Here is a 21,799-nt window from a genome sequence, read left to right as displayed (position 1 = left end):
GGGTCCTGTACGGCCCGGAGGGTCGTACAGGACTTTTACGCTGCCAAACGATAGGTAAGGGAGAGGATCGTCATGAACAGGAATGAGCAAGCGAAGCGACACCCCATTAGCTATGACAAGCCGGCGCCGGATTTTTTTGAAGGCGCATTGATGGGGAACGGCGGCCTTGGCGCCGTGGTCACAACCCGTCCGGATGCGGTTGTCATCCATTTTGGACATAACAATGTGTGGGACATTCGAATTGCAGAGAATAATCAAGAGAAGATCGGCACGTTTCAAGACGTATTCGAGCAATTGAAGCAGATTCCGCAAGATCTGGATACGTTCCGAGAGAACGAATGGTATCGCGAATACTGTGATATGACGGCGGAGAACTATAGCAAGCCATACCCTCGCCCTATGCCGTGCGGCTCTCTACTTCTCGGCTATGACCGGCGTAAGGCGGAAGTGCTGGGCCATAAAATACATATTCACAATGGTCTCTGTGAAGTATATTTCAAGCTGGAAGCGGGGGAGGAGGCTACCCTGCAATTGTTTATCGAGCCTGAGGCGGATCGGATGTGGATGCAGCTTGTATCACCGGAAGGCGGCGTCGGCGGACTATTCGATCGGGTCAAGCTCATCCCCGATCCCGATACGCCGAAGGAGCTGCCGCTTGCGCAGCTGGCTGTTGAGGCTGAGCGGAGTCAGCTCAGCTTCAGGCAGACGCTCCCTTGGGCGCCAGAAGGGAATGAGCGTGATGTCAAGGACAAAGCATTCCGCTTGGATGTTCGTGTTGCCGAGGATATCGAGGCTATGGATACCAAAGGCGGCGTACAGGCCAAGCTGCTCCAAACGGAGCCGTTCCTTGCTTATGTCGAACTGACAGAAGGCTTGGATGCTGCCGTTGCGGCAGGACTTCAGGAGCTGGAGGTGCCTGTGGAGCAAGGGGTTGCCGCCGCTTTCGCTGCTTGCGAGAACAATTGGACATCGTACTGGAATTGTTCGGGTGTAAGTCTCGGCGATGAATTTCTAGAGCAGATCTGGTATTGGAATTTATATTTCTATCACTGCTCTGTCAAACCCGAAGCGACCTGTCCGGGGTTGTTCGCGAATTGGAGCTACCGTTCCATAGGCTCGGAGTGGCATGGCGACTACCACATGAACTACAATACACAGCAGCCGTTCTGGCTTGCTTTTTCCAGCAACCATGTCGACAAACATCTGGCTTACGTCAATATGGTCGATCATATTCTTCCTGTGAGCCGAAAATGGGCAAGTGAATACTACGGCATGCGAGGAGCCTATTATCCGCATTCCGCCTACCCTGTCGAAATGAACATCATGCCTTATCCAGTGCCGCATTGGGGCTGGGAAGTCTGTGAAACACCGTGGACGGTACAAAGTCTATGGTGGCATTACCTGTACACGATGGACCGGGACTTCCTGGCGGATCGTGCTTTTGTACCCATTAAGGAAGCTGTGTTGTTTTTGACGGATTACATGCGCAGGCCTGATACACACGGGGAGGCGTGGGGAGATGACCGTTATCACATTTTCCCTACTGTCGTTCCTGAACTGTATGAGTTGACGCCTGGTTTTAAGAAAAATTATGACTGCCTTGTTGATTTGACGTTGACCAAATTTGTGTTTCACGCTTTTAAGGAGGCTTGTGAAACACTTGGAATTGAGCAGCAAGAGGAAGAGCTTCTGGGCAGCGTGCAAGAAATTTTAAGCAAATTTCCAGAATATGCAACGGCTGAATCTCAGCGTGGTACTGTATTCGTATCTGTGCCAGGGGAGGATGCCGAGGTTGTCTATAACACGCCGAACGGCATTATGACGATTTTTCCGGGAGAGGAGCATGGTCTTCACTCAACGGGTGAAGCGTACCAAACCGCGCTCAATTCCTATCTGAATCATCGGAACGAGGGCGGCAACGAGCTTGTTTTCTACCATCTTGCCGGAGCTCGAATGGGCCATCTGGACCTGGGAAAATTCAAACGGCAAATAAGCTACTGCCTGCTGCCTAATGGCACATGCACAGACCGTGTTCTGCTGTCCGGGGGCAGGTACAGTGACACGCTAAGCTTTGATTTTATGCGCAGAGTCGGCATTTGGTTCGAGAACTTCGCGCTGCCGGTCGTCATTAATGAGTGCCTGCTGCAAAGCTATAATGGCATTCTTCGCCTGTTCCCGAACTGGCCTAGCGAGCAGGATGCTGAATTTGCCACGCTGAGGGCGGTCGGAGCTTTTCTGGTGAGCGCATCGTTTTCGGGCGGCGAAGTGCAATGGGTGGAGATCGAAAGCGAAGCCGGTGCTGAGCTGCGGTTCTACAATCCATGGGAGCACGGGGCTGTGTGCAAGCAAGCTAGTGGAGATGTAACCGTCTATGATGACATCGTTCACTTATCGACAAGCCCGGGCGAGAGAATCCGGTTGGTGAAAGCGAAAGCTCAAGTAGCGGCGAGTTGAACGGATTATGGCCTGATCTCTAAGCCGAGGGCTGGGGATCAGGTTTTCTGCTTTTAGACCGCCACCTTAACTCATTCAAGAGGCTGAGTGACCTCGGCGCTTCCCTCGAACGCTGATTTCATCAGCAAAGCCAGTTACCTCCAAGTAACTAACTTACTAATTTGATATTATGTAAGAAACTTTTCACTACTTATAATCCTTAATCAACTATTGATATAATAGTAGAGCCTGTAATTGAAAATATTAGGAGGTTAGCATGAAATGAAATATCGTAAATTAGGGCTTTCAGGGTTAAAGGTAAGTGAAATTAGTTTAGGCAGCTGGTTGACATATGGTGGTTACGTTGAGCGTGAGAATGCAGTCAACTCCATTCATAAAGCTTATGAATTGGGGATTAATTTTTTTGATACAGCGAATGTGTATGAGCGTGGGGAAGCCGAGAAGGTCGTAGGCGAGGTTTTGAAAAATTACCCGCGTCATTCCTATGTGCTTGCTACCAAAGTATTCGGTAGCATGGGCGATGGGCCGAATGACAGAGGGCTCTCTCGCAAACATATTTTTGAACAGCTGCATGCGAGTTTGCAGCGCCTTGGCACGGATTATGTGGATGTGTATTATTGCCATCGCTATGATAAGGAAACGCCGATTGAGGAGACACTGCGCGCACTGGATGATCTTGTCACACAAGGCAAAGTGCTGTATGTCGGCGTAAGTGAGTGGACAGCTGCCCAAATGGCGCAAGCTTTAGCGGTAGCTGATAAATATTTGCTGGATAGAATTATCGTCAATCAGCCTCTTTATAACCTTTTTAATCGGTATATCGAGAAAGAAGTGATTCCGCTAGGCGAACAGCAGGGAATTGGGCAGGTGGTCTTCTCGCCATTAGCGCAGGGCTTGCTGACGGGCAAATACAAGTCTGTATCTGACATTCCTCAAGATAGCCGAGCAGCGAAGCTGGATAATTTCCGCAAAGGCTTGACGGAGGAAAATATCGCGAAAGTTCAGCAGCTTGAAACGGTTGCGTCGGATCTGAACATTTCAATCGGGAACTTGGCGCTTGCTTGGATCTTGCGTCAGTCTAATGTTTCCAGCGCCTTAGTAGGTGCGAGCCGTCCTGCACAAGTTGAGGACAATGCGAAAGCTTCAGATATTACATTATCCTCTGACGTTCTAGAGCGCGTAGAAGCAATAATGACGAAGTAATCAGACGAAATTTCTTCAAAGGAGACAAGTGATGATGGAGAAGCGTCTTTATGGCAAAACAGGCATGCAGGTTAGCGTTCTAGGTTTTGGTGGCGCTGAAATCGGTTTTTCTTCGGCTTCACCAGAAGATGTAGATAAGCTTCTAGGCAGTGCGCTCGATGCTGGTTTAAATGTGATCGATACGGCTGAATGCTATAATGTCAGCGAAGAGTTAATCGGCAAAACGGTATCGCACCGCCGAGATGACTACTATTTATTCACCAAATGCGGCCATGCATCCGGGTTTGATCTCCCTGATTGGGATCCGAAGCTGCTGGAATTGAGCATTGACCGCAGTTTAAAACGTCTGAACACAGACTATATCGACGTCATTCACTTGCACAGCTGCTCGGAAGAATTGCTTCGGCGTGGGGAAGTTATTGAGGTTTTACAGCGCGTGAAGGAGCAAGGGAAAACGCGGTTCATCGGCTACAGCGGTGATCATAAAGCGGCTCAGTATGCGGTGCAATCCGGCTTATTCGACTCGTTGGAGACATCGATCAATATTGCCGATCAGGAAGCTATCGAGCTTACGATTCCGGTTGCTATTGAGAGAGGCATGGGTGTGGTTGTGAAGCGCCCGATTGCGAATGCAGCGTGGAAAACGGGCCAGAAGCCGGAAAGCGCCTATCATCATGCTTATTGGGATCGTCTGCAGCAGTTGAAATACGATTTCCTGGAAACGGAACTTCAGGAATCTATTGAAGTTGCTCTGCGTTTCACGCTGACAGTACCAGGCGTCCATACCGCTATTGTCGGCACGGCGAATCCAGCGCGTTGGTTGGAAAACGCCAAGCTGCTGGAACGAGGCAATTTACCCGAAGAAGCTTATGCTACGATTCGCAAAAGATGGCAGGAAATCGCCGAAGCCGATTGGATCGGCAAAGGTTAACAGGTTTGCCTGCGAAGAGGCCGTCCCAAGATTTGGGGACGGCCTTTTCAGCACGGTCTACCTCCAGCTCCATCCTCACAAGCCGCCTCCCGCTGCACCCTCAGCAGGCTCCACGCCAACTGGCGCCTCGTACCTGGCCAAAGCCTTTTGCGCGGACTCCAGCATCCTTTTTTGCAAATACTCGCCTCGCACGACGCGCACCCGCTTGCCAAGGAAACGAAGCTTGCTTAACACATATTCAGCTTCATTGTTGAGATAGATGAGCTGGATGGTGTATGTACCCTCTTTTTCGTCATAATCGACCTGTTTCTCGAAGCAAGAGAACGCATAAAGAATCCGGGACAATTCTCGATTGTATATTTTGACGACGGTGATGGTTGCCTGAATGTGACGTTTGTGCAGCAGCTTTTCGATTTGAATTTGCACTTGGGCAGCCCGCTCGGCGGAGAAGGGCAGATCATGAACAGCTTCAATGTTGTCGAGCTTCGTGCTCATGATGGCCCGGTGTCTGAGATGATACCAGAGCAAATACCAGTCTTTTTTGACCTGGGAATATTCGAGTTTGTACGGAAAGGCCATTTCATTAACAAAAATGCGCTCATCCTTCACGCGGTAAGTCAGCCTGATGGCGCCTTGCCGTGTAATCACTCGGCGGAGTATACGCAGCTGTGGATGAAACACCTGTTTTTCTTTGCTGCGCGCTTTCTCCATGAAGGCTTCGGACAAATCCAGGGCAGGTTCTGCATCAAGTACCCTCTGAAGTTTCTCCATGGCAGCTGGTGTGAAAGCATGCAAGGCAGCAGGGTGATTCAGCATGGTTTTCAACCATGAGCGCTCAACAGATGTCACCATGAACGTCCCTGCATTTTCCAATTTCGTAACCATATCATAGTTAAATATTTTCTCGAACAGGTTCATAATAGCCTGACAGCTCCTTCCACTCCGCAATCATCTCCTGCCGGAATTCGCTAGGTTCCAGCACCTCACAGCTCGATCCAAAACTTCGAATCCAAGGTTTAATTTCCGTAGTCCCATTGACGGTGATCTCATAAACGAACGAATCTCCCTGCTCCTCTGTGATTTCTCCCCATTGGCCTTGAAGAAGCACGCGCTCTTTAATAAAATTCGGACCCGTTCGGCCTGGATTGAAGAAGCGCACTTTGACCGTTACGGCATTCCCAGTGTCTATGACCCAGCTTAGCTTGATTCGCTCTTCTAAATCCTGTTTCTTCTCGGTGAAAAAAGAGGGATCAACCGGTTCGTCATGCTCAATTTGCGTCATCCCTTCGACCCGGAATTTACGGATGCCATGCCGCGAATCATGGGCCAGCAAATACCACCGCCCGTACTGGTGATCATACACAATTTGCAGCGGCAGAGCCTTCTGCAGCTTCCCTTCCATTTCCCGCTCGAATAAGGGATTCGTATTTTTTGAAGAATAAGATTGGCCGGCTTTGGGTGAAAAATAAAGGAATTGGACCTTGCGGCGCTGTGTGATAGCAGACAGCAATCCGGACAGATGGGCTTCGTCCAAAATTCGAGAGTAATACTGATATTTATAAAGAAATGGCTCTACAGCCGTTAGTTCGGCCGAGTTCCGATTCATATGCTTTTTAAGCCCATCACGCAGTAAATAACCCTGTACCGAAGGCACCTGCGTATTAGACATAACGTCTATAAAATCATACAGATCAATAAGCTCATCCTGCGAAAGCTCGTCGATGAACGCATTATGTATACGGTACCGATAGGGGCGTGACCCGGAAGTTTTCATGATTACGCCGACTTCTTCCAGATATTTCAGATCGTTACGAATGGTTTTCTCATCTGGAAGAGCACCTTCGTTGGGGATTCCTTTACTGCAAGCGTCTAGCAGCTCAATCGCGGTTAAAGGCCCTTCATTCAAAGCGGCCAGCAGCGCAGCGATTCGATGGCTCTCCGACTCTTTCAGCGATTTGGCCCGAAATAAGAACAGCAGCATGGGCTCTGTTGAATCAAAATAGCTGTAGCGCAGCATATCGGCAAATTCTTTTTGTTGTGCGTCCGGTGCTTGCTGGTACATCGTGGCGATGATTTCTTTTAACCGGCGCAGCGTTTTATCAAAGGTATGTACCGAAATTCCAAGCCTCTCCGCAAATTGCTGACGGCTGTACGCCCCGCTTGTCAGCACGAACATCCGCAGAAACTGGACTTCTTTATCAAAGCTTTCCCTAGCCACACAATCCCCTCACTCTTCCTCTATCCTGATCTTATTGTAGCAGGGGTGGGTTTTGGAGAAAATGGAAAACTTTTCAGATGTCGTCATACTTTCGCCATGTTCGCCTCATCCTAAATAAGCGAAGATAGGTGTAGAAGACAAATGGAGGAGAAACGTTATGGAAATGAAAATGAAAAACCACGGCAACAATCATTACGAAATGGAGCTGGACCATGGCCGCCTTCACGTTTTTGCTAACGACGAGGTGTTCCACTCTTTTGAACAACGTGTTTATGAAATGGCAGACAATAATCTGCGGATTCCCCGCAATTTGCATATGAGCTACACGCCGGATACCCACGTGGGGATCGGAACTTGCATTGGAACAACAGCTGTTTGGAGTCTAAAAGACGGCTTCGTGTCCCCTTCCATTGTGGGCGTGGATATCGGCTGCGGTATGCGCGTTCATACGACGTCGCTGCACAAAAAAGACATTCAGGATAAAGGCGTACGCAGGGAGTTAATTAAAGCGATTGAAAAGTATGTGCCGACCAATGAGCGCACGAACACGAATTACGAAGACATTGATATTATGGAAGTTGTGAAGCATGGGTTGAAAGGACTTCCAGAATCATATATCCCGAGCGAACGGTGGTTGACGCATGTTGAGGAAGCTACATTCCAGTTCGACCATACGGATCTTGAAAAATTGCCTGCAAAAATCGGCAAATATGCGCATGGCCAGCTGGGGACGTTGGGCGGAGGGAATCATTTTATCGAGATTCAATATTTGGAAATAGCCGAAAAGCACCAACAGTTGGCAGCACAGTGGGGACTGTTCAATGGTCAGGTGGTCGTTATGATCCACTCCGGCTCACGCGCTTGGGGGGCAAGATTAGGCCAAGAATTTACCAAAGTTTTCAGAGAAGCGATGCATAGTTGGGGGATTGAAAACCCTGACCGCAATCTCATGTACGCTCCGGTTTCAAGCGTTGAAGGCCAGACTTACTTGAATCTGATGTATTCAGCCTTAAACTTTGCGGTGAGTAACCGGCATATGATTGCCTTCGGGGTACGTGAAGCGTTCCGGGAAGTTTTTGGCGAAAAGGAAGAGCTGCCTGTGCTCTACGATCTTATGCATAACTATGCGCTAAAGGAGTTTCATCGCAATCAGCCGATGCTTGTTCACCGCAAGGGGGCGACAAGGGCGCTGCCTGCGGGACATTTTCTAAATACAGCTGCGTACAAAGCTACCGGCCATCCGGCCTTGATTCCGGGTTCGATGGGAACCTCGTCTTTTATCATGGTGGGGAGAGAGGAAGGGCTCAAGAACTTTTACTCCATCTGCCATGGCGCCGGAAGGGCAAGATCGCGGAAAGCAACGAAAGAACTGGTCACGGTCGATGAATTTGCGCAATCGCTCAAAGTAGGCACGGAGGAAGAGATCCTGGTGAACCATCGTTCTCTGCAAACGATCCTGGATGAGTGCCCGCAAGCCTATAAGGATGTGGATCAGATTATTGACAGCGTAGTGGGTGCTTCCCTTGCGGATGTGGTGGCGGTTTGTAAGCCTATGGTGGCGATCAAAGGAGTTTAGACAAATCAGTATAACGATTTTTTCCGCCGCAGGGTAATTGACGTGATATAGGTTTCGCTCGTATGATGTTTGTAAATGAATGGAAAGGAGGCCGACGATATGATTCGCAATCAATTTTCTATCCTTAATTTGACAATTGAATTAAACAGATTACCTTCGGTCTCAGCCGGGTTTGTGACGAATACGTAAGTCCTCTATGGAGTGGCTTCGTTAAAATTTGACATGAAAAGCCGTAGACGCTGTTGGTCTATGGCTTTTTTGTATGCACATTTTGAAGAAGAAAGGGTGAGTCCAGTGACGTTGGATGTTAGAAAAATAGAGGCAGAGCTTAAAGAAATTGAACAAGAAGAAGGCGTTCGGATCTTATATGCCTGTGAGTCAGGCAGCAGGGCTTGGGGATTTCCGTCCAAGGATAGCGATTACGATGTGAGGTTCATCTATGTAAGACCCGTGAATTGGTATTTGTCTATCTTGGAGAAACGGGATGTGATCGAGCGCCCAATCAACGATCTTCTCGACATCAATGGCTGGGATTTGAAGAAGGCTTTGAATTTGTTTCGTAAATCGAACCCGCCTTTGCTTGAGTGGCTCCAATCGCCGATTCCCTATTTGGAGCAGTTCAGTGTAACAGAGAAAATCCGCCAGCTTTCTCCGCTGACTTTTTCTCCGCGATCCACTATGTATCACTACCTGCACATGGCTAAAGGGAACTTAAGAGCATATTTGCAAGGCGATTTCGTTAAAATCAAAAAATATTTCTATGTGCTGCGGCCCATACTCGCATGCGGATGGATTGAGAAATACGGCTCGATGCCGCCGGTGGAATTCGAAGAGCTGGTGGAGCAGATGCTTCCAGACTCGATATTGAAAAAAGAAATATACACCTTGTTAGCTCGGAAAAAGGCTGGTGTGGAACTCGACTTAGAGCCGAAAATCTCGGTGATCAACGACTTTTTAGAGCGGCAAATCGCTTATTTTGAAGAAACCGCCAAACACATTTCAGTCTCTGGAGAACAGCAGGATCAAGCTTTAGATGATTTGTTCCGGGATGCGCTGAAGGAGGTTTGGGGTTCATAGAGAGGATACAAATAAATGAAAGAAAATTATGTTCAACACGTTCAGCTTCCTTCGGGGGTTGTCCATGTTTATGCAGCGCCTGAGCTGTTTAAAACGTTAGATTATCAAATTTTTCAGATGGCGAACAACAATTTGCAGATTCCGAATCAAAAATTTATGAGCTATACGCCAGACGTACATGTCGGTGTAGGCACTTGTATCGGTACAACGGCTGCGTGGCAAACCCACGATGGTTATGTGTCGCCGTCGATTGTCGGCAGCGATATCGGGTGCGGCATGAGAGTGCATATGACCAATGTGCATAAAGATGAGCTCAAGGATGTGAAGCTGCGCCGCAAGCTCGTGAAGACCATCGAGAAATATTTGCCTGTGGAAGATCACGCGCGCGGTCACTTCTCCGATGTTCGTTTGGAACACGTTGTGACGAAAGGATTGCACGGCTTGCCGAAAAAATATATCCCGGATGGCTATACGCCAAGGAAAGCGACCTCCCTTACACATGTCGAGTGCAGCAAATTTACACTGGATGAAAATGTGTTGAATCGGTTCCCGAATGCCGTCTGGCATCGTTCGCACCGTCAGCTTGGTACGCTGGGGAATGGGAATCATTTTGCCGAAATTCAAGCGATTGAGATCGCTGAAGAGAACCGCGAAGTGGCGGAAGCCTGGGGGCTGTTCGACGGCCAAGTCGTTGTGATGATCCATTCCGGATCACGCGCCTGGGGCGGCTCCGTGAGTCAAGTCAGCAGCAGCGACATGATGAAAGTCATGCGCACGCTGGGATTGGGAACCGCAGATCCTAAGCTGCTCTTTGCTCCACTCGAGCACCAGGCAGCGCAGACTTATGTTCATTTGATGTACTCAGCGCTGAATTATGCCGTTGTGAATCGCCATCTCATTGCTTACGCCATTCGTGAGGCTGGCAAAGATGTATTTGGCTCAAAGTTTGAAATGACGACCCTGTACGATCTCATGCATAACTATGCCTGGGAGGAGAAACAGGAAGGTGAGTCCTATTTTGTCCATCGCAAAGGGGCGACGCGCTCGCTTCCTGCGGGGCACCCGGATAATCCGCAGCCCTATATGCACACGGGCCACCCTGCGCTGATTCCGGGCTCGATGGGAACGGCTTCCTATATCATGGTTGGTGCGCCGGGCGGCAAAGCCAACTTTCACTCGATCTGCCATGGCGCAGGCCGCATCCGCTCGCGTAGTGCAACGAAAAAGCTGATTACGCTGAGCGAATTCGCCGCCTCCATGCGTGTAGGGACTGACGAGGAAATCGTTGTTAATCAAAAGTCATTAGAGGCGATTCTTGATGAATCTCCGCAAGCTTATAAAGATGTCGATCAAATCATAGAGAGTGTCGTCGGGGCGGATTTGGCTCAGGTTGTAGCAAAGTGCAAGCCTATGGCGGCAGTAAAAGGTGCCAAATGAAGAGGGATTCCAATTTGAAAATAAGAGAAGTAACTGCGGCGGCTGTATCCGCTAAGATCGGGTCTGATGGCAGCCCGCTGGCCGCATATGGGGATTACGCTTATGTGCTGGGTAGCATTCAAAGCGTATTGAGCGATTTATTTGGGGAGTATTTTGAACCCTATGTCAGCGACGACGGGAAAGAGGAATATTGGGAAATGCTGGAGCAGGACGTCAAAGCGGGTAGTCCTCAAGTTCAGCACGTTTCGAAAATTTTTGATCTTATGGAATCTCGCGCATTTGGCATCCAAGGGGATGAGGCATCTTCGGCGTACGGGATATTTCCGACCTTGCGCAATAACGTCTTTGCCTATCCCGACTGGGGGATCGCACTAGCGAGGGTACCGATTTTCCGGATGCATGGCATTGGCGCTGAGGATTTTGTTTTTGCCGTAGATGATGCCAGCCTTAAACGGTTTCTGGAGCACGCGCGGCAGCGGCGAAGAGATTTGGATCGGCGGCAAGTGACGATTTTTACGGATGGACCGCATGGGATGGAAAAAGAGCTGGCTCCGATTACTCGCATGGTCGACCGTTCTGAAGTCATTATGAAGGAGGAACTGAAGCGGGACATTTACAGAGCCATCGATCAGTTTTTTGATGAGGATCGGACCTTTTTCAAGGAATATGAGCTTCCTTATAAAAGAGGCATTCTGCTCTATGGCAAACCGGGGAATGGGAAAACAACGCTCGTGAAGTCCATCGCCGGCAGCGTGAAAGCCCCTGTTGCTTATTGGCAAATCACAGAAAATACTTGCAGCGACTCCATTCAGGAGGTATTTCATGCAGCGGCGAATCTGGCGCCAATGATTCTTGTAATCGAGGATATCGATGCGATGCCCCAGCGGGCCCGGTCTTATTTTTTAAATATTTTGGATGGCGCCACATCGAAAGAGGGGATTTTCCTCATTGGCACGACGAATTATCCAGAGCAAATTGATCCGGCGTTAATGAACCGTGCAGGTCGTTTTGATCGCGCTTATGAAATTAAGCTTCCTGATATGGCACTTAGGCAGATCTATTTGGAGCAAAAAGGGATGGGTAAACTGCTGACCGATGATTTACTAAGGGTAACCGCGAAGCAAACGGAAGGATTTACTTTTGCCCAGTTAAATGAATTGTACGCAGCGGCGGCGCTTCAGTGCCATTACGAGATGAGTGTGGATATAGAAAAGCTGGTGAAATCCATGAAATCGGATTTGCAAAAGGGACAGTCGATGTCGTGGCTGAAGGAAGACTCGGAGGTTCGGGTTGGATTTTTGGTGGGTTAGTTAGTGAAGATAAATGTAAGGATGTGATTCGGAATGTTAACTAAACAAGTACAAACAAGATTAAGCAAATTGATGAGTAAAATACTGCGGCATTCTCCGGAACAATTCGGGCTGATGCTCGACTCGGCTGATGGTTCCTGTGCGGTTGCTGATTTATTGCAAGTACTTCGTGGCCAGTCAGGGTGGTCGGAACTTAGCTTGCCTGATTTGGAGGAAGTGGTCGAAAGCTGTGAAAAGCAGCGTTTTGAGATCATTGGCGATCGCATCAGGGCAAGGTATGGGCACAGCCATGACAAAGTCAGTTATCCGATCGGAGTGCCGCCGACGGTGCTCTATCATGGTACGAATGCACAAGCTGCACCGATAATTCTGGAGCAAGGATTGCGTCCCATGCAGCGTCAATATGTTCATTTGTCTGAAGGGCTGCATTTTGCGACATTGGCTGGTAAGCGTAGAGGAGAACTTGTCATTCTCAACATTGATACGGTAAAAGCTGGTCTCGCTGGGATCAAGTTTTATTATGCAGGTAATGAAGTTTGGCTTGCTGATGCTGTTCCTGCTGAGTTTTGCAGTATTTATGAGCACAAAGAGGAGTGGTCGGAGTGAATAAGCGGCTTATTGACATAGGCGTTAACTTGATGCATCGATCATTTGAGAGCGACCGTGATGAGGTCGTCGCAAGGGCGATTGAGGCAGGTGTATCGCCTCTGATCCTGACCGGCACAAGCGAGAGAAATAGCGATTCCGCTGCGCGGTATGCGGTGAAATTCCCCGGGCAGCTGTTCACGACAGCCGGCATTCATCCGCATGATGCGCGGAATTGCACAGGGCAAACGATGGATACATTGCGGCGCTTAGCCGTTAAGCAGCAGGTTGTTGCCATTGGAGAATGCGGTTTGGATTACAACCGCGATTTCTCGCCTCGTGATGTGCAGCGCAAATGGTTTGAGGAACAGATTCAGCTTGCCTGCGAATTGGAAAAGCCGCTTTTTCTGCACGAGCGAGAAGCACATCTCGATTTCGTGCGAATTCTGAAGCCTTACTTGGGCAAAGGGAATGTTAAGGCTGTTGTCCATTGCTTCACGGGCTCAGCTCAGGAGCTTGAAGTTTATTTGCGGCTCGGCCTGCATATTGGGATTACCGGCTGGATTTGCGATGAACGTAGAGGGCGGCATCTGCGCGAGCTGGTGAAGCGAATCCCTCTGGATCGCCTGATGCTGGAAACCGACGCCCCTTTCCTGACGCCACGTGATTTGCCCGTTAAGCCGCAGGATGGCCGGAATGAACCGATGTTTCTTCCTCATGTGGCGGCTGCTGTTGCTAGTTGTTTAGGTGTAACGGTGGAGGAGGTTGCGGAGGCGACGACGAGTACGGCGAGGTCGTTTTTTGGGCTGCGGTAGGTGGTTGCACCTTCCTCCACCGGCCTCTTCAGAGAAGAACTACAGGGCGCTATTCCCAAGAATGTATGAGTAAGAGCCTATAGGGCTCTTTTTTCATTATGAGCGCTTCAGTTATTTTCGTTCTAATCAATGGGGAAAAGCCATACCCTTGAAACAGGAAATTTAGGTGCTATGTGGAAACAGTTTATATAACCATGTTATGAGGAGTACGAGATGAATCATTTAACTGAAGCTTATGTCGATAGTTTGGCGCAAAACAGCAGTGCAATTAAGAATGGCAAAGATTTGGTGAAGAAAAATAGCTTTCCCCTGCTCTGTCAGTCTGATGATGGGACAATCATTTTCGGGGAGTGCAAAGGAAGCGGAAAGGAACCTTATCGCTGTTCGATTGATTGGCAGCAAGAAGGGAATCCCGTATTTCGCTGCACCTGTCCGAGCCGTCAGTTCCCGTGCAAGCACAATCTCGGTTTGATGTATGCATTTACCTCAGGAAAAACATTCCTCCATGCCCCCATTCCTCCAGATATCTTGGACAAAAGGGAAAAGGCGGAGAAACGGGAAGAGAAGAAGAAAGCCGTCGATCCTGAGGCACCAACCGCAAAGCGTAAGACGAATAAGTCGGCATTGTTGAAAAAAATAGCGGCACAGCTGGAAGGGATCAGCATCGCGGAGAAGCTCATCCTTCAGCTTGTTTCTTCGGGGCTTGGCAGTTTGGATAAAAAGGCATTGCAAACCGCAGATGAACAAACGAAGCAGTTAGGTAACTATTACATCCCAGGAATCCAATCCGCATTGAAAGATTTGACGCTTCAATTTCGCGTTGAGGAAAATCGGGAAGCCGTCTATGCCGTCGTGATTGAGCAGCTAACTACCCTGCAGTCGCTGATCAAGAAAAGCAGGGAATATCTGAATGGCAGACTGGAAAACCCTGATCTTCCAATAGATGCGGAATCGACATTGGAGGAATGGATCGGGCATGCTTGGCAAATGGCAGAGCTGAGAGAACAAGGCCGGGTCCGCGCGGAGGCTCAGCTGCTGCAGCTTGCTTTCCGGTCCTATACGGATCAAGCAAGAGGAGAGTTCATCGATGAGGGATACTGGTCCGATCTCGAAAACGGGCAAATTCACCTTACAAGGACGTATCGCCCCTTTCGTGCAGCCAAACATATACGTGAAGAAGATTCCATCTTTCAAGTAGTGCAAATAAAGGAGCTCGCGCAATACCCGGGTGAGTTAAACAGGAGAGTGCGGTGGGAGGAGGCAACGTTTCGCACTTCTGTTTCGCAGGATTTTAATAAAATCTATGCCAGTGCTCAAAGCTCATTCCCGGAAGTGATCAAGCAGGTGAAAAATGTAATCAAAAATCCGCTATCTGATAAACATCCTGTCATGCTGCTTCGTTTTACTGAGATTAGAAAGACGGATGCTGATTCTTATGTGCTGTTGGATGAACAGGGCAAGCAGCTCCCTCTTGCGGACATCCAGTATCTCAATGAAACTACGACCAATCTGCTGCCAATGCTGAATAAGGCGTTACTGACGAATCAAGCTATTTTGGTTATGTTTGAGCAAAATTGGAAGTTTAACAGGCTCGAAGCACAGCCTTTAAGCATTGTAACCGCCAATGAAGTAGTTCGCTTACTGTATTGATGAAAAGAATTAGGAGACGATTCTATGAGTATAGATGTTTTGTTTGAGCTGCAGCACGAGATACGCCGCTTGTTTATTGCGGGAAGCGGGATGGCGGCAGGCGATTTGCGATTGCAGAAAATGCTGCCTCAACTGCAAAAGCTGGGCGAATCGGTGCCGATTTTTAATCGAATGGCACAGGCAGTCAGCCAAGTGTTAGAGGCGGAAGTGAGCAGTTCGGCCGGGAAACTGTTGGAACTGGGTACGCTGCTGAACTCGGTGCTGTACACACAAGGGAAAACAGAAACGAAGGAAGATCTTTTCCCCGTTAAGGGGGCAGAAGCCACCCTTGTATCCCCCATTCCTTACCGCAAGCTGCAACCTCTAATTGAGGCGTTAACTCAAAAGGGACAGGGCAGAATGGAACAACTTCGGCTTGGGCACGAAGAGAATTTGTTTCAAGATTTCCGTGTCATTTCAGCAGCTGTAACAGCCTTGGATGACAGCTATGCGGAAATTCCTGATTTTCTGCACCGCAAGGTGCTGCCTTCCCTAGGTCAAGCGGCGCTACCGGCGTTGAAGCAGCAGTTTAGGCAGGATGGCGGGAAGGGGGATGCCCGTCGACTAGAGCTAATTCATCCGTTACTTCCCGAACCGGAAGCTGTAGATTGGCTGCTCCAAGCGGCGACGAAAGGTTCGACAGATGTTCGCTCGACAGGTATTGAACGCTTAGGCGACTATCCCGAACAAGAAGAATTTATTTTGGATCAGGCAGATGATAAGAAAAAAGAGATTCGCAGAGCGGCACTATTCGCCTTGTCGCGTCTTGGAACCGAGCAAGCGATTGCTCGATTATACAAAGCTCTTAATTCGAAGGATCAGGATATCGCTATTGAACCTGTTCAGTTGTGTAGAGCCAATGTATTGACACTTCGAGTCATCGACCATGCCAATGCCATGCTGGAGCAAATCGTACAGCGCATAAATGTTGAAGAATCCGCCCAGATGCTAATGGCGGACATTCGCAGCTTACAAGGTAAGCGAGTACCTGAGGTCGTAAATTTGCTGGAAACATTGCTGTCAACAGCCGGTTTTATCGTGCCGGAAACAGAAACTGTTCAAGAGGCTGCTGCGGATCTTCTGCTTCAATTGGATTTACCCGAAGCAGACCGTTTTGCGGTTAAGCTGCATGAGGCATACAATCGCAAATTTATTGGGTACAGCTTGAGAGCGGCTATCAAAATCCTGCCGCCAGAGGATGTTTATGAACGTTTTTATCATGATCTCAAGGATAAAAAGCAGCCTGCAGCCAAGGATTTGCTGCGTGTTATGTATGACGTAACTCCCTCGCTGCATGCGCAGGTGTTTGATCAGATGAATGCGCCGATTCGCACACAATGGGATCCGAGATGGGTGCATCTGTTTATTAAACTGGATGAGGAAGAATTGGTATGCCGGTTCGCCGGTGAGCCAGATCCTAAAGTGACAGATTATCTCGTTAAAAAGTGTGAGGAACGGCCTAATTTTAATGCAAATAAGACAACGTTACTATTAGCCGTTTTGTTTAAGCAAAATTACGCAAAAGCGCCAACTCTCCTGATGGATATTTTGGAGAAACCCGGTAACAAGCAGTTTTATTACTTGGACCGCCTCCAACTTACGTTGTTGTCATTGCTTCCGAAATCTTATGCCGAAAGACTGAGCAAATTCGCGGAGGGGCTCTCTTATCAGGGGATGAAAAGTCAATTGCTGGACATCGCGGAAACAGTAGCCGCTAAGCCAGAACAAGCCAATCACTTAGAAACAGATGAGAAAGGACAGGGATTATGGGGATGGATCAGAAGCAAGATGTCGTAAGGTTGCCTTCCGAAAGACTTTACCTGGAGGAGCTGGAAGCATTAAAGAAATGGGATGAAGATGCCAAGCCGGTTGGATGGCAGCTTTCTCCAAAGGCTGTACTGATGTTTTTGACGGGCGGGAAGGTAAAAGGAGTCTCTATTACGCCTAAGTACATTGGGAACAAAAGGCTTGTGGAAATGGCGATAGCGACGCTGTTAACCGACCGTGCACTTATGTTAATAGGGGAACCGGGGACAGCGAAGTCATGGCTTTCGGAAAATTTAACGGCTGCGATTACCGGTGACTCCGGCAAAGTGATCCAAGGCACGGCAGGGACGAGTGAGGAGCATATCCGCTATTCCTGGAATTATGCGATGCTGCTTGCACAAGGACCTTCGGATACGGCCATTATTAAAAGTCCGATATTCCGAGCGATGGAAACCGGCGGTATTGCGCGTTTCGAGGAGATATCTCGCTGCGCATCGGAAGTGCAGGACGCATTGATTTCGATTTTATCGGAAAAGACGATTTCCATTCCGGAGCTGGGTAGAGAAGTATTCGCGTCCAGAGGATTCTCAATCATCGCAACGGCCAACACACGCGATCGCGGCGTGAACGAGATGTCTGCGGCTTTGAAACGGCGCTTTAACATTATCGTGCTTCCTTCGCCGTCGGATATTGAAACGGAAGTCGAAATTGTCCGTAAGCGGGTCGGCGAAATATCGGCCAGCTATGAACTGAAAGCTTCGCTGCCGGATGAGGAATCGGTGCGGAAGGTTGTGACGATTTTCCGTGAGCTGCGCAGCGGAATGACGCTTGATGGCAAAGAGAAGGTGAAAGGGCCGAGCGGAGTTATTTCCACGGCTGAGGCGATATCGCTGCTGACGGGAAGCATGGCGCTTGCGGGCAGCTTTGGAAGCGGCAAGATCAGTGAAGAGGATATTGCGGCCGGGCTGCAAGGGGCAATTGTAAAGGATGAAGAGAAGGATCGTGTTGTATGGAAGGAATATCTTGATAATGTGATGAAAAAGCGAGGATCGACATGGAGAAATCTGTACTTCGCATGCTCGGAGATGAACAACTAGCTCAAGATTCGGGATTTCACGTTTTCGGTATTCGGCATCTATCTCCTGCAGGTGCTCATCATCTGCTCGCATTCTTGGATGAGATAAGGCCCACAGCTGTGCTCGTAGAAGGACCGAACGATGCAAGTCCATATATCGAAGAGTTATCATCGTCCGGCGTTGTTCCGCCAATTGCCATTTTAGCCTATACCAATGAATTGCCTGTAAGAACCTTGCTGTATCCATATGCTTCTTACTCACCGGAATATCAGGCTTTTCAATGGGCGAGCCGAAATTCGGCACTGGCAGCTTTCATTGATTTGCCTTCTGAGCACGCTTTGTCGTTGTATGAGCAAAGACAGCGAACGTCATTTATTTCAGAATCCGCAAAGGCAGAAGAATACCAGACGTATGTTCATCAGCAGAGAACGCTGTATCAGCAGCTTGCTGAACTCTCGGAGGAGCCGGATTATGAGGCTTATTGGGAGCGGCATTTTGAGCATAATCTTCAAAAAAACGCCTACCGGATGAGCATACATCAATTTTCATTACAAATGCGGGAGCTGACCGCTCGACAAGAAATGAAGTTCGCGCCGCAAGAAACGGCTTATAACGAGATTCGCGAAGGATACATGCGGCGTAAAATTCAAGAAACAATCGCATCCGGTCATGCACCTGAGAAAATCGTTGTCGTCACGGGTGCGCACCATGCCTCGGCTTTGGATTTCCGGTTCCCTTCTATGACGGATCAAGAGTTGAATGGGCTGCCAAAGACAGCAACGAAGTTAACACTAATGCCCTATTCCTACTATAAGCTTTCTTCGCATTCCGGCTACGGAGCTGGGAATCAGGCACCTGCTTATTTCGAACTCCTCTGGCAGTGTTTGCAAAAAGGGGATCTTAAGCGACTACCCGCTTTGTATTTCTCACAGGTAGCCGTTCATCTCAGGGAGCAGGGGACACATCGATCTACAGCTTCGCTTATTGAGGCGGTAAGGCTCTCCGAAGCTCTTGCTGCGATGCATGAAGGCAGCCAGCCGACGTGGAGGGATATGCGGGATGCGGCGATGGTATGTCTTGGTTATGGGGAACTTTCGACCATTTCCGAAGCCCTGGCAAGAACAGATATAGGCACAGCAATTGGGAGATTGCCTGAAGGCGTCAGTCAAACGCCTATTCAAGACGATCTGAACAGAGAGCTTAGCAGGCTTAAGCTTGGCAAGTTTAAGTCTGCGGTAGCGACAACCTTAGAGCTGGATTTACGTGAAAACCGCAAGGTAAAGTCGGAGGAAGCCGCGTTTCTGGATTTAAAACGTTCAATTTTCTTACAGCGGTTGGAGCTTCTGGGCATTAGCTTCGCCAAGAAACAAAGAGTTAATCAAGTATCTGCTTCGTGGGCAGAGGTATGGGTGCTGCAATGGACGCCGGAAGCTGAAATCCAGGCGGTGGAATCAACCCTAAAGGGGGAGACTATCGAATTGGCGGCGGCTTATGCGCTGAAGGAAAGACTCGATAGCTGTGCAGATATTGCCGAAGCTTCACGCATCATTCGAATCGCTTGTGATTGTGATTTGACAGAGCTGATGGAGCAAGCCACATCCGCGCTGCAAGGGCTTGCTGTGGACGCCGGCAGCTTTGAACAAGTCGCTGCAGCGGCTTACGAACTATCAGTCTTGATCCGATATGGATCAATCCGCCGAATTGAAACCAACAGCCTGCTTCCGCTGCTCCGGCAATTGTTCCTACGAGGAACGCTGCTGCTTATGGACGCTTCGAGCTGTAACGATGATGCCGCTCACGGCATGGTCCGCGCGATGCAATCTTTGAACACAATAGCTCAAGATGAGTTTGAAGTGGTGGACGATCTTTTATGGTTCAGCAAACTGCAGGAGCTGGCTTCGCGGGATGATCGCAATGCGAAGCTTTCGGGCTTCGCCTTCGCCATCTTGCTTGAACGGAATGATATAACGGATGAACGTGTTGCACAAGAGGTTTCGCGACGGCTCTCACCGGGGATTCCCGTGGATCTTGGGGCAGGCTGGTTCGAAGGGATGTCCATGCGCAATCGGTATGCGTTATTGTCGCGAGTAACACTATGGCAGCAGCTTGATACGTATATCGGATCACTTGAAAAAGAGGCCTTCCATCGTTCGCTTGTTTTTCTGCGCCGGGCTTTTGGCTCGTTTGAGCCCAGGGAAAAGGCGGCAGTTGCTGAAATGATGGGCGATATCTGGGGCGTTGGCGCAGACCGAACAGGAGCTGCTTTGCAGCAGCCTCTTAGTGAAGAAGAGAAGGGGAAGCTGGATGAGCTCAATGATTTTGACTTTGGAGATTTGTAGCCTATGACAATGATTGATCAAGAACAATTGAACCGTTGGCGGTTGATTCTAGGCGCAGCTTCCGAAGAAAAGCTGCAGTCTTTCGGTACAGGCGGAGTTCAACTTGACGAGGAGTCGAGGCTGATGGATGAGGCTCTGGCTGCGATCTATGACGACACTTCAGCCGGCAGTGCAGAGTCCGGTGTAGATACTGGCGGCTCCCGCAAAGCCGGGCTGGGGGCATCCGCTCCTAAGCTCGCCAAATGGCTAGGCGATATTCGCACTTTTTTTCCACCGGATGTCGTATCCGTCATTCAAGCAGACGCCATCGAGCGCAAAGGATTGCATCAACTGCTTTATGAGCCGGAACTTCTGTCCCAAGTCAAGCCGGATATTCAGATGGTTGCCACGTTAATGGCGCTAAAAGGTAAAATTCCGGAGAGGACCAAAGAAACGGCAAGGCAGCTGGTCAAAGCCGTTGTCGATGAAATCGTAAAACGGCTTTCCCAGGATTTGCGTCGTGCGGTTACAGGTGCTCTCAACCGCAGGCAGCATTCGCCCCTGCCATCTGCTACAGGGCTGGACTGGAACACAACCATCCGCAAGAATCTCAAGCATTACGACAAGGAACGCGGACTTCTGCTGCCGGAAAAAGTTTATTTCTTCGATCGTGCTCGCAGAAGCAAGGAATGGACGGTTATCCTAGACATAGACCAAAGTGGTTCGATGGCAGGGTCTGTCATCTATGCCTCAATTATTGGTTCGATTTTCGCCAGTATGCCAGCACTGGATACACGTGTGGTTGCTTTCGACACCGAGGTCGTTGATTTGAGCGAGCAGTGTGCAGAGGATCCCGTCGATATGCTATTTGGGATTCAGCTCGGCGGAGGGACCGACATTAACAAGTCGATCTCGTACTGCTCCTCTTTTATCATGGAACCGAAGAAAACGTTGTTTATCTTGGTCTCGGATCTCTATGAAGGCGGCAATCGTACGGAAATGCTGCAAAGGCTTATCGACATGCACCAAGCCGGCGTGAAAACCATATGCTTGCTCGCTTTATCCGATGAGGGGGTGCCTTCCTATGACGAAGCTGTTGCCAAAAAGCTGTCCCAATACGGCATTCCTTGCTTTGGTTGTTCACCGGATAAGCTGCCGGAGTTGATTGAAGGGGCTCTGAAAGGACACGATCTTTCAGTGCTTGCGGAGAAAGTGAAGCAGGGGCAGGGGAAATAGGGAGCTGGACGAAGTGCGGCGGCTAGTCGCTCCTGATCTCCTCAGCCGAATCTATGAATGAATTCAGCCATTTTTGTCATTTTCATAGTATAATAGTTCCTAATGAC

At 49.2% G+C, this 21,799-nt stretch carries 16 protein-coding genes; 14 read left to right on the top strand and 2 right to left on the bottom strand.

Annotation, left to right across the window (positions count from 1 at the left end; translation table 11 throughout):
- Positions 1 to 72 precede the first annotated feature (72 nt).
- From GON05_RS25850 to GON05_RS25840, 3 genes are all read left to right on the top strand, one after another.
- Positions 73 to 2,454 (top strand): glycosyl hydrolase family 95 catalytic domain-containing protein, encoded by a 2,382-nt coding sequence (locus GON05_RS25850; RefSeq protein WP_157323102.1) that lies wholly within the window; start codon positions 73 to 75, stop codon positions 2,452 to 2,454.
- A gap of 261 nt (positions 2,455 to 2,715) precedes the next feature.
- Positions 2,716 to 3,657, top strand: coding sequence for an aldo/keto reductase family protein (locus GON05_RS25845; protein WP_157323100.1), 942 nt, complete (start codon positions 2,716 to 2,718; stop codon positions 3,655 to 3,657).
- A gap of 34 nt (positions 3,658 to 3,691) precedes the next feature.
- Positions 3,692 to 4,588, top strand: coding sequence for an aldo/keto reductase (locus tag GON05_RS25840; protein ID WP_157323322.1), 897 nt, complete (start codon positions 3,692 to 3,694; stop codon positions 4,586 to 4,588).
- Between the two features lie 75 nt (positions 4,589 to 4,663).
- Here the strand turns inward: GON05_RS25840 and GON05_RS25835 are convergent, their stop codons facing one another.
- A complete protein-coding gene (locus GON05_RS25835; RefSeq protein WP_157323098.1) occupies positions 4,664 to 5,506 on the bottom strand; it encodes a WYL domain-containing protein in 843 nt (280 codons plus the stop codon).
- Entirely contained in the window at positions 5,481 to 6,806 is a 1,326-nt protein-coding gene (locus tag GON05_RS25830) for a WYL domain-containing protein (protein ID WP_181646720.1), read from the bottom strand. Before GON05_RS25830 ends, GON05_RS25835 begins: the two co-directional genes overlap by 26 nt.
- Positions 6,807 to 6,969: 163 nt before the next feature.
- Between GON05_RS25830 and GON05_RS25825 the strand changes: the two genes are divergently transcribed.
- The 11 genes from GON05_RS25825 to GON05_RS25775 all read left to right on the top strand — a co-directional run bounded on the left by GON05_RS25825 (position 6,970) and on the right by GON05_RS25775 (position 21,692).
- Entirely contained in the window at positions 6,970 to 8,382 is a 1,413-nt protein-coding gene (locus tag GON05_RS25825) for an RtcB family protein (protein ID WP_157323319.1), read from the top strand.
- A 300-nt stretch (positions 8,383 to 8,682) separates the two neighbouring features.
- Positions 8,683 to 9,459, top strand: coding sequence for a nucleotidyltransferase domain-containing protein (locus GON05_RS25820; protein WP_258567657.1), 777 nt, complete (start codon positions 8,683 to 8,685; stop codon positions 9,457 to 9,459).
- Positions 9,460 to 9,474: 15 nt separating this feature from the next.
- Positions 9,475 to 10,896: an RtcB family protein gene (locus GON05_RS25815; protein ID WP_157323094.1), complete on the top strand. Its 1,422-nt coding sequence runs from the start codon at positions 9,475 to 9,477 to the stop codon at positions 10,894 to 10,896.
- 14 nt (positions 10,897 to 10,910) lie between these two features.
- On the top strand, positions 10,911 to 12,206 hold the full coding sequence (locus GON05_RS25810; RefSeq protein ID WP_246239428.1) for an AAA family ATPase: 1,296 nt from the start codon (positions 10,911 to 10,913) through the stop codon (positions 12,204 to 12,206).
- 33 nt (positions 12,207 to 12,239) lie between these two features.
- Entirely contained in the window at positions 12,240 to 12,812 is a 573-nt protein-coding gene (locus tag GON05_RS25805; protein WP_157323091.1) for an RNA 2'-phosphotransferase, read from the top strand.
- On the top strand, positions 12,800 to 13,606 hold the full coding sequence (locus GON05_RS25800; RefSeq protein WP_181646719.1) for a TatD family hydrolase: 807 nt from the start codon (positions 12,800 to 12,802) through the stop codon (positions 13,604 to 13,606). The genes GON05_RS25805 and GON05_RS25800 overlap by 13 nt, the downstream gene beginning before the upstream one ends.
- Before the next feature lie 213 nt (positions 13,607 to 13,819).
- The gene (locus GON05_RS25795) at positions 13,820 to 15,256 is read left to right on the top strand and encodes an SWIM zinc finger family protein (RefSeq protein WP_157323089.1); all 1,437 of its coding nucleotides are present in this window, start codon (positions 13,820 to 13,822) and stop codon (positions 15,254 to 15,256) included.
- 24 nt (positions 15,257 to 15,280) lie between these two features.
- The gene (locus tag GON05_RS25790; RefSeq protein WP_157323087.1) at positions 15,281 to 17,092 is read left to right on the top strand and encodes a HEAT repeat domain-containing protein; all 1,812 of its coding nucleotides are present in this window, start codon (positions 15,281 to 15,283) and stop codon (positions 17,090 to 17,092) included.
- Positions 17,068 to 18,159, top strand: a complete 1,092-nt coding sequence (locus GON05_RS25785) for an ATP-binding protein (protein ID WP_157323085.1) — start codon at positions 17,068 to 17,070, stop codon at positions 18,157 to 18,159. Before GON05_RS25790 ends, GON05_RS25785 begins: the two co-directional genes overlap by 25 nt.
- A complete protein-coding gene (locus GON05_RS25780) occupies positions 18,117 to 20,477 on the top strand; it encodes a DUF5682 family protein (RefSeq protein ID WP_246239426.1) in 2,361 nt (786 codons plus the stop codon). Before GON05_RS25785 ends, GON05_RS25780 begins: the two co-directional genes overlap by 43 nt.
- A gap of 3 nt (positions 20,478 to 20,480) precedes the next feature.
- Positions 20,481 to 21,692, top strand: a complete 1,212-nt coding sequence (locus GON05_RS25775; RefSeq protein WP_157323082.1) for a VWA domain-containing protein — start codon at positions 20,481 to 20,483, stop codon at positions 21,690 to 21,692.
- Positions 21,693 to 21,799 lie beyond the last annotated feature (107 nt).

This window comes from Paenibacillus anseongensis (assembly GCF_009757995.1).
Lineage (GTDB): Bacteria > Bacillota > Bacilli > Paenibacillales > NBRC-103111 > Paenibacillus_E > Paenibacillus_E chondroitinus.
This window is presented reverse-complemented; position numbering and strand designations above follow the sequence as displayed.

Bases quoted from the DNA above. Each gene is read 5' to 3' on its own strand.
- GON05_RS25850 (WP_157323102.1), top strand. From the start codon at position 73: ATGAACAGGAATGAGCAAGCGAAGCGACACCCCATTAGCTATGACAAG.
- GON05_RS25845 (WP_157323100.1), top strand. From the start codon at position 2,716: ATGAAATATCGTAAATTAGGGCTTTCAGGGTTAAAGGTAAGTGAAATT.
- GON05_RS25840 (WP_157323322.1), top strand. From the start codon at position 3,692: ATGGAGAAGCGTCTTTATGGCAAAACAGGCATGCAGGTTAGCGTTCTA.
- GON05_RS25835 (WP_157323098.1), bottom strand. From the start codon at position 5,506: ATGAACCTGTTCGAGAAAATATTTAACTATGATATGGTTACGAAATTG.
- GON05_RS25825 (WP_157323319.1), top strand. From the start codon at position 6,970: ATGAAAATGAAAAACCACGGCAACAATCATTACGAAATGGAGCTGGAC.
- GON05_RS25815 (WP_157323094.1), top strand. From the start codon at position 9,475: ATGAAAGAAAATTATGTTCAACACGTTCAGCTTCCTTCGGGGGTTGTC.
- GON05_RS25805 (WP_157323091.1), top strand. From the start codon at position 12,240: ATGTTAACTAAACAAGTACAAACAAGATTAAGCAAATTGATGAGTAAA.
- GON05_RS25795 (WP_157323089.1), top strand. From the start codon at position 13,820: ATGAATCATTTAACTGAAGCTTATGTCGATAGTTTGGCGCAAAACAGC.
- GON05_RS25790 (WP_157323087.1), top strand. From the start codon at position 15,281: ATGAGTATAGATGTTTTGTTTGAGCTGCAGCACGAGATACGCCGCTTG.
- GON05_RS25785 (WP_157323085.1), top strand. From the start codon at position 17,068: ATGGATCAGAAGCAAGATGTCGTAAGGTTGCCTTCCGAAAGACTTTAC.
- GON05_RS25780 (WP_246239426.1), top strand. From the start codon at position 18,117: ATGGAGAAATCTGTACTTCGCATGCTCGGAGATGAACAACTAGCTCAA.
- GON05_RS25775 (WP_157323082.1), top strand. From the start codon at position 20,481: ATGACAATGATTGATCAAGAACAATTGAACCGTTGGCGGTTGATTCTA.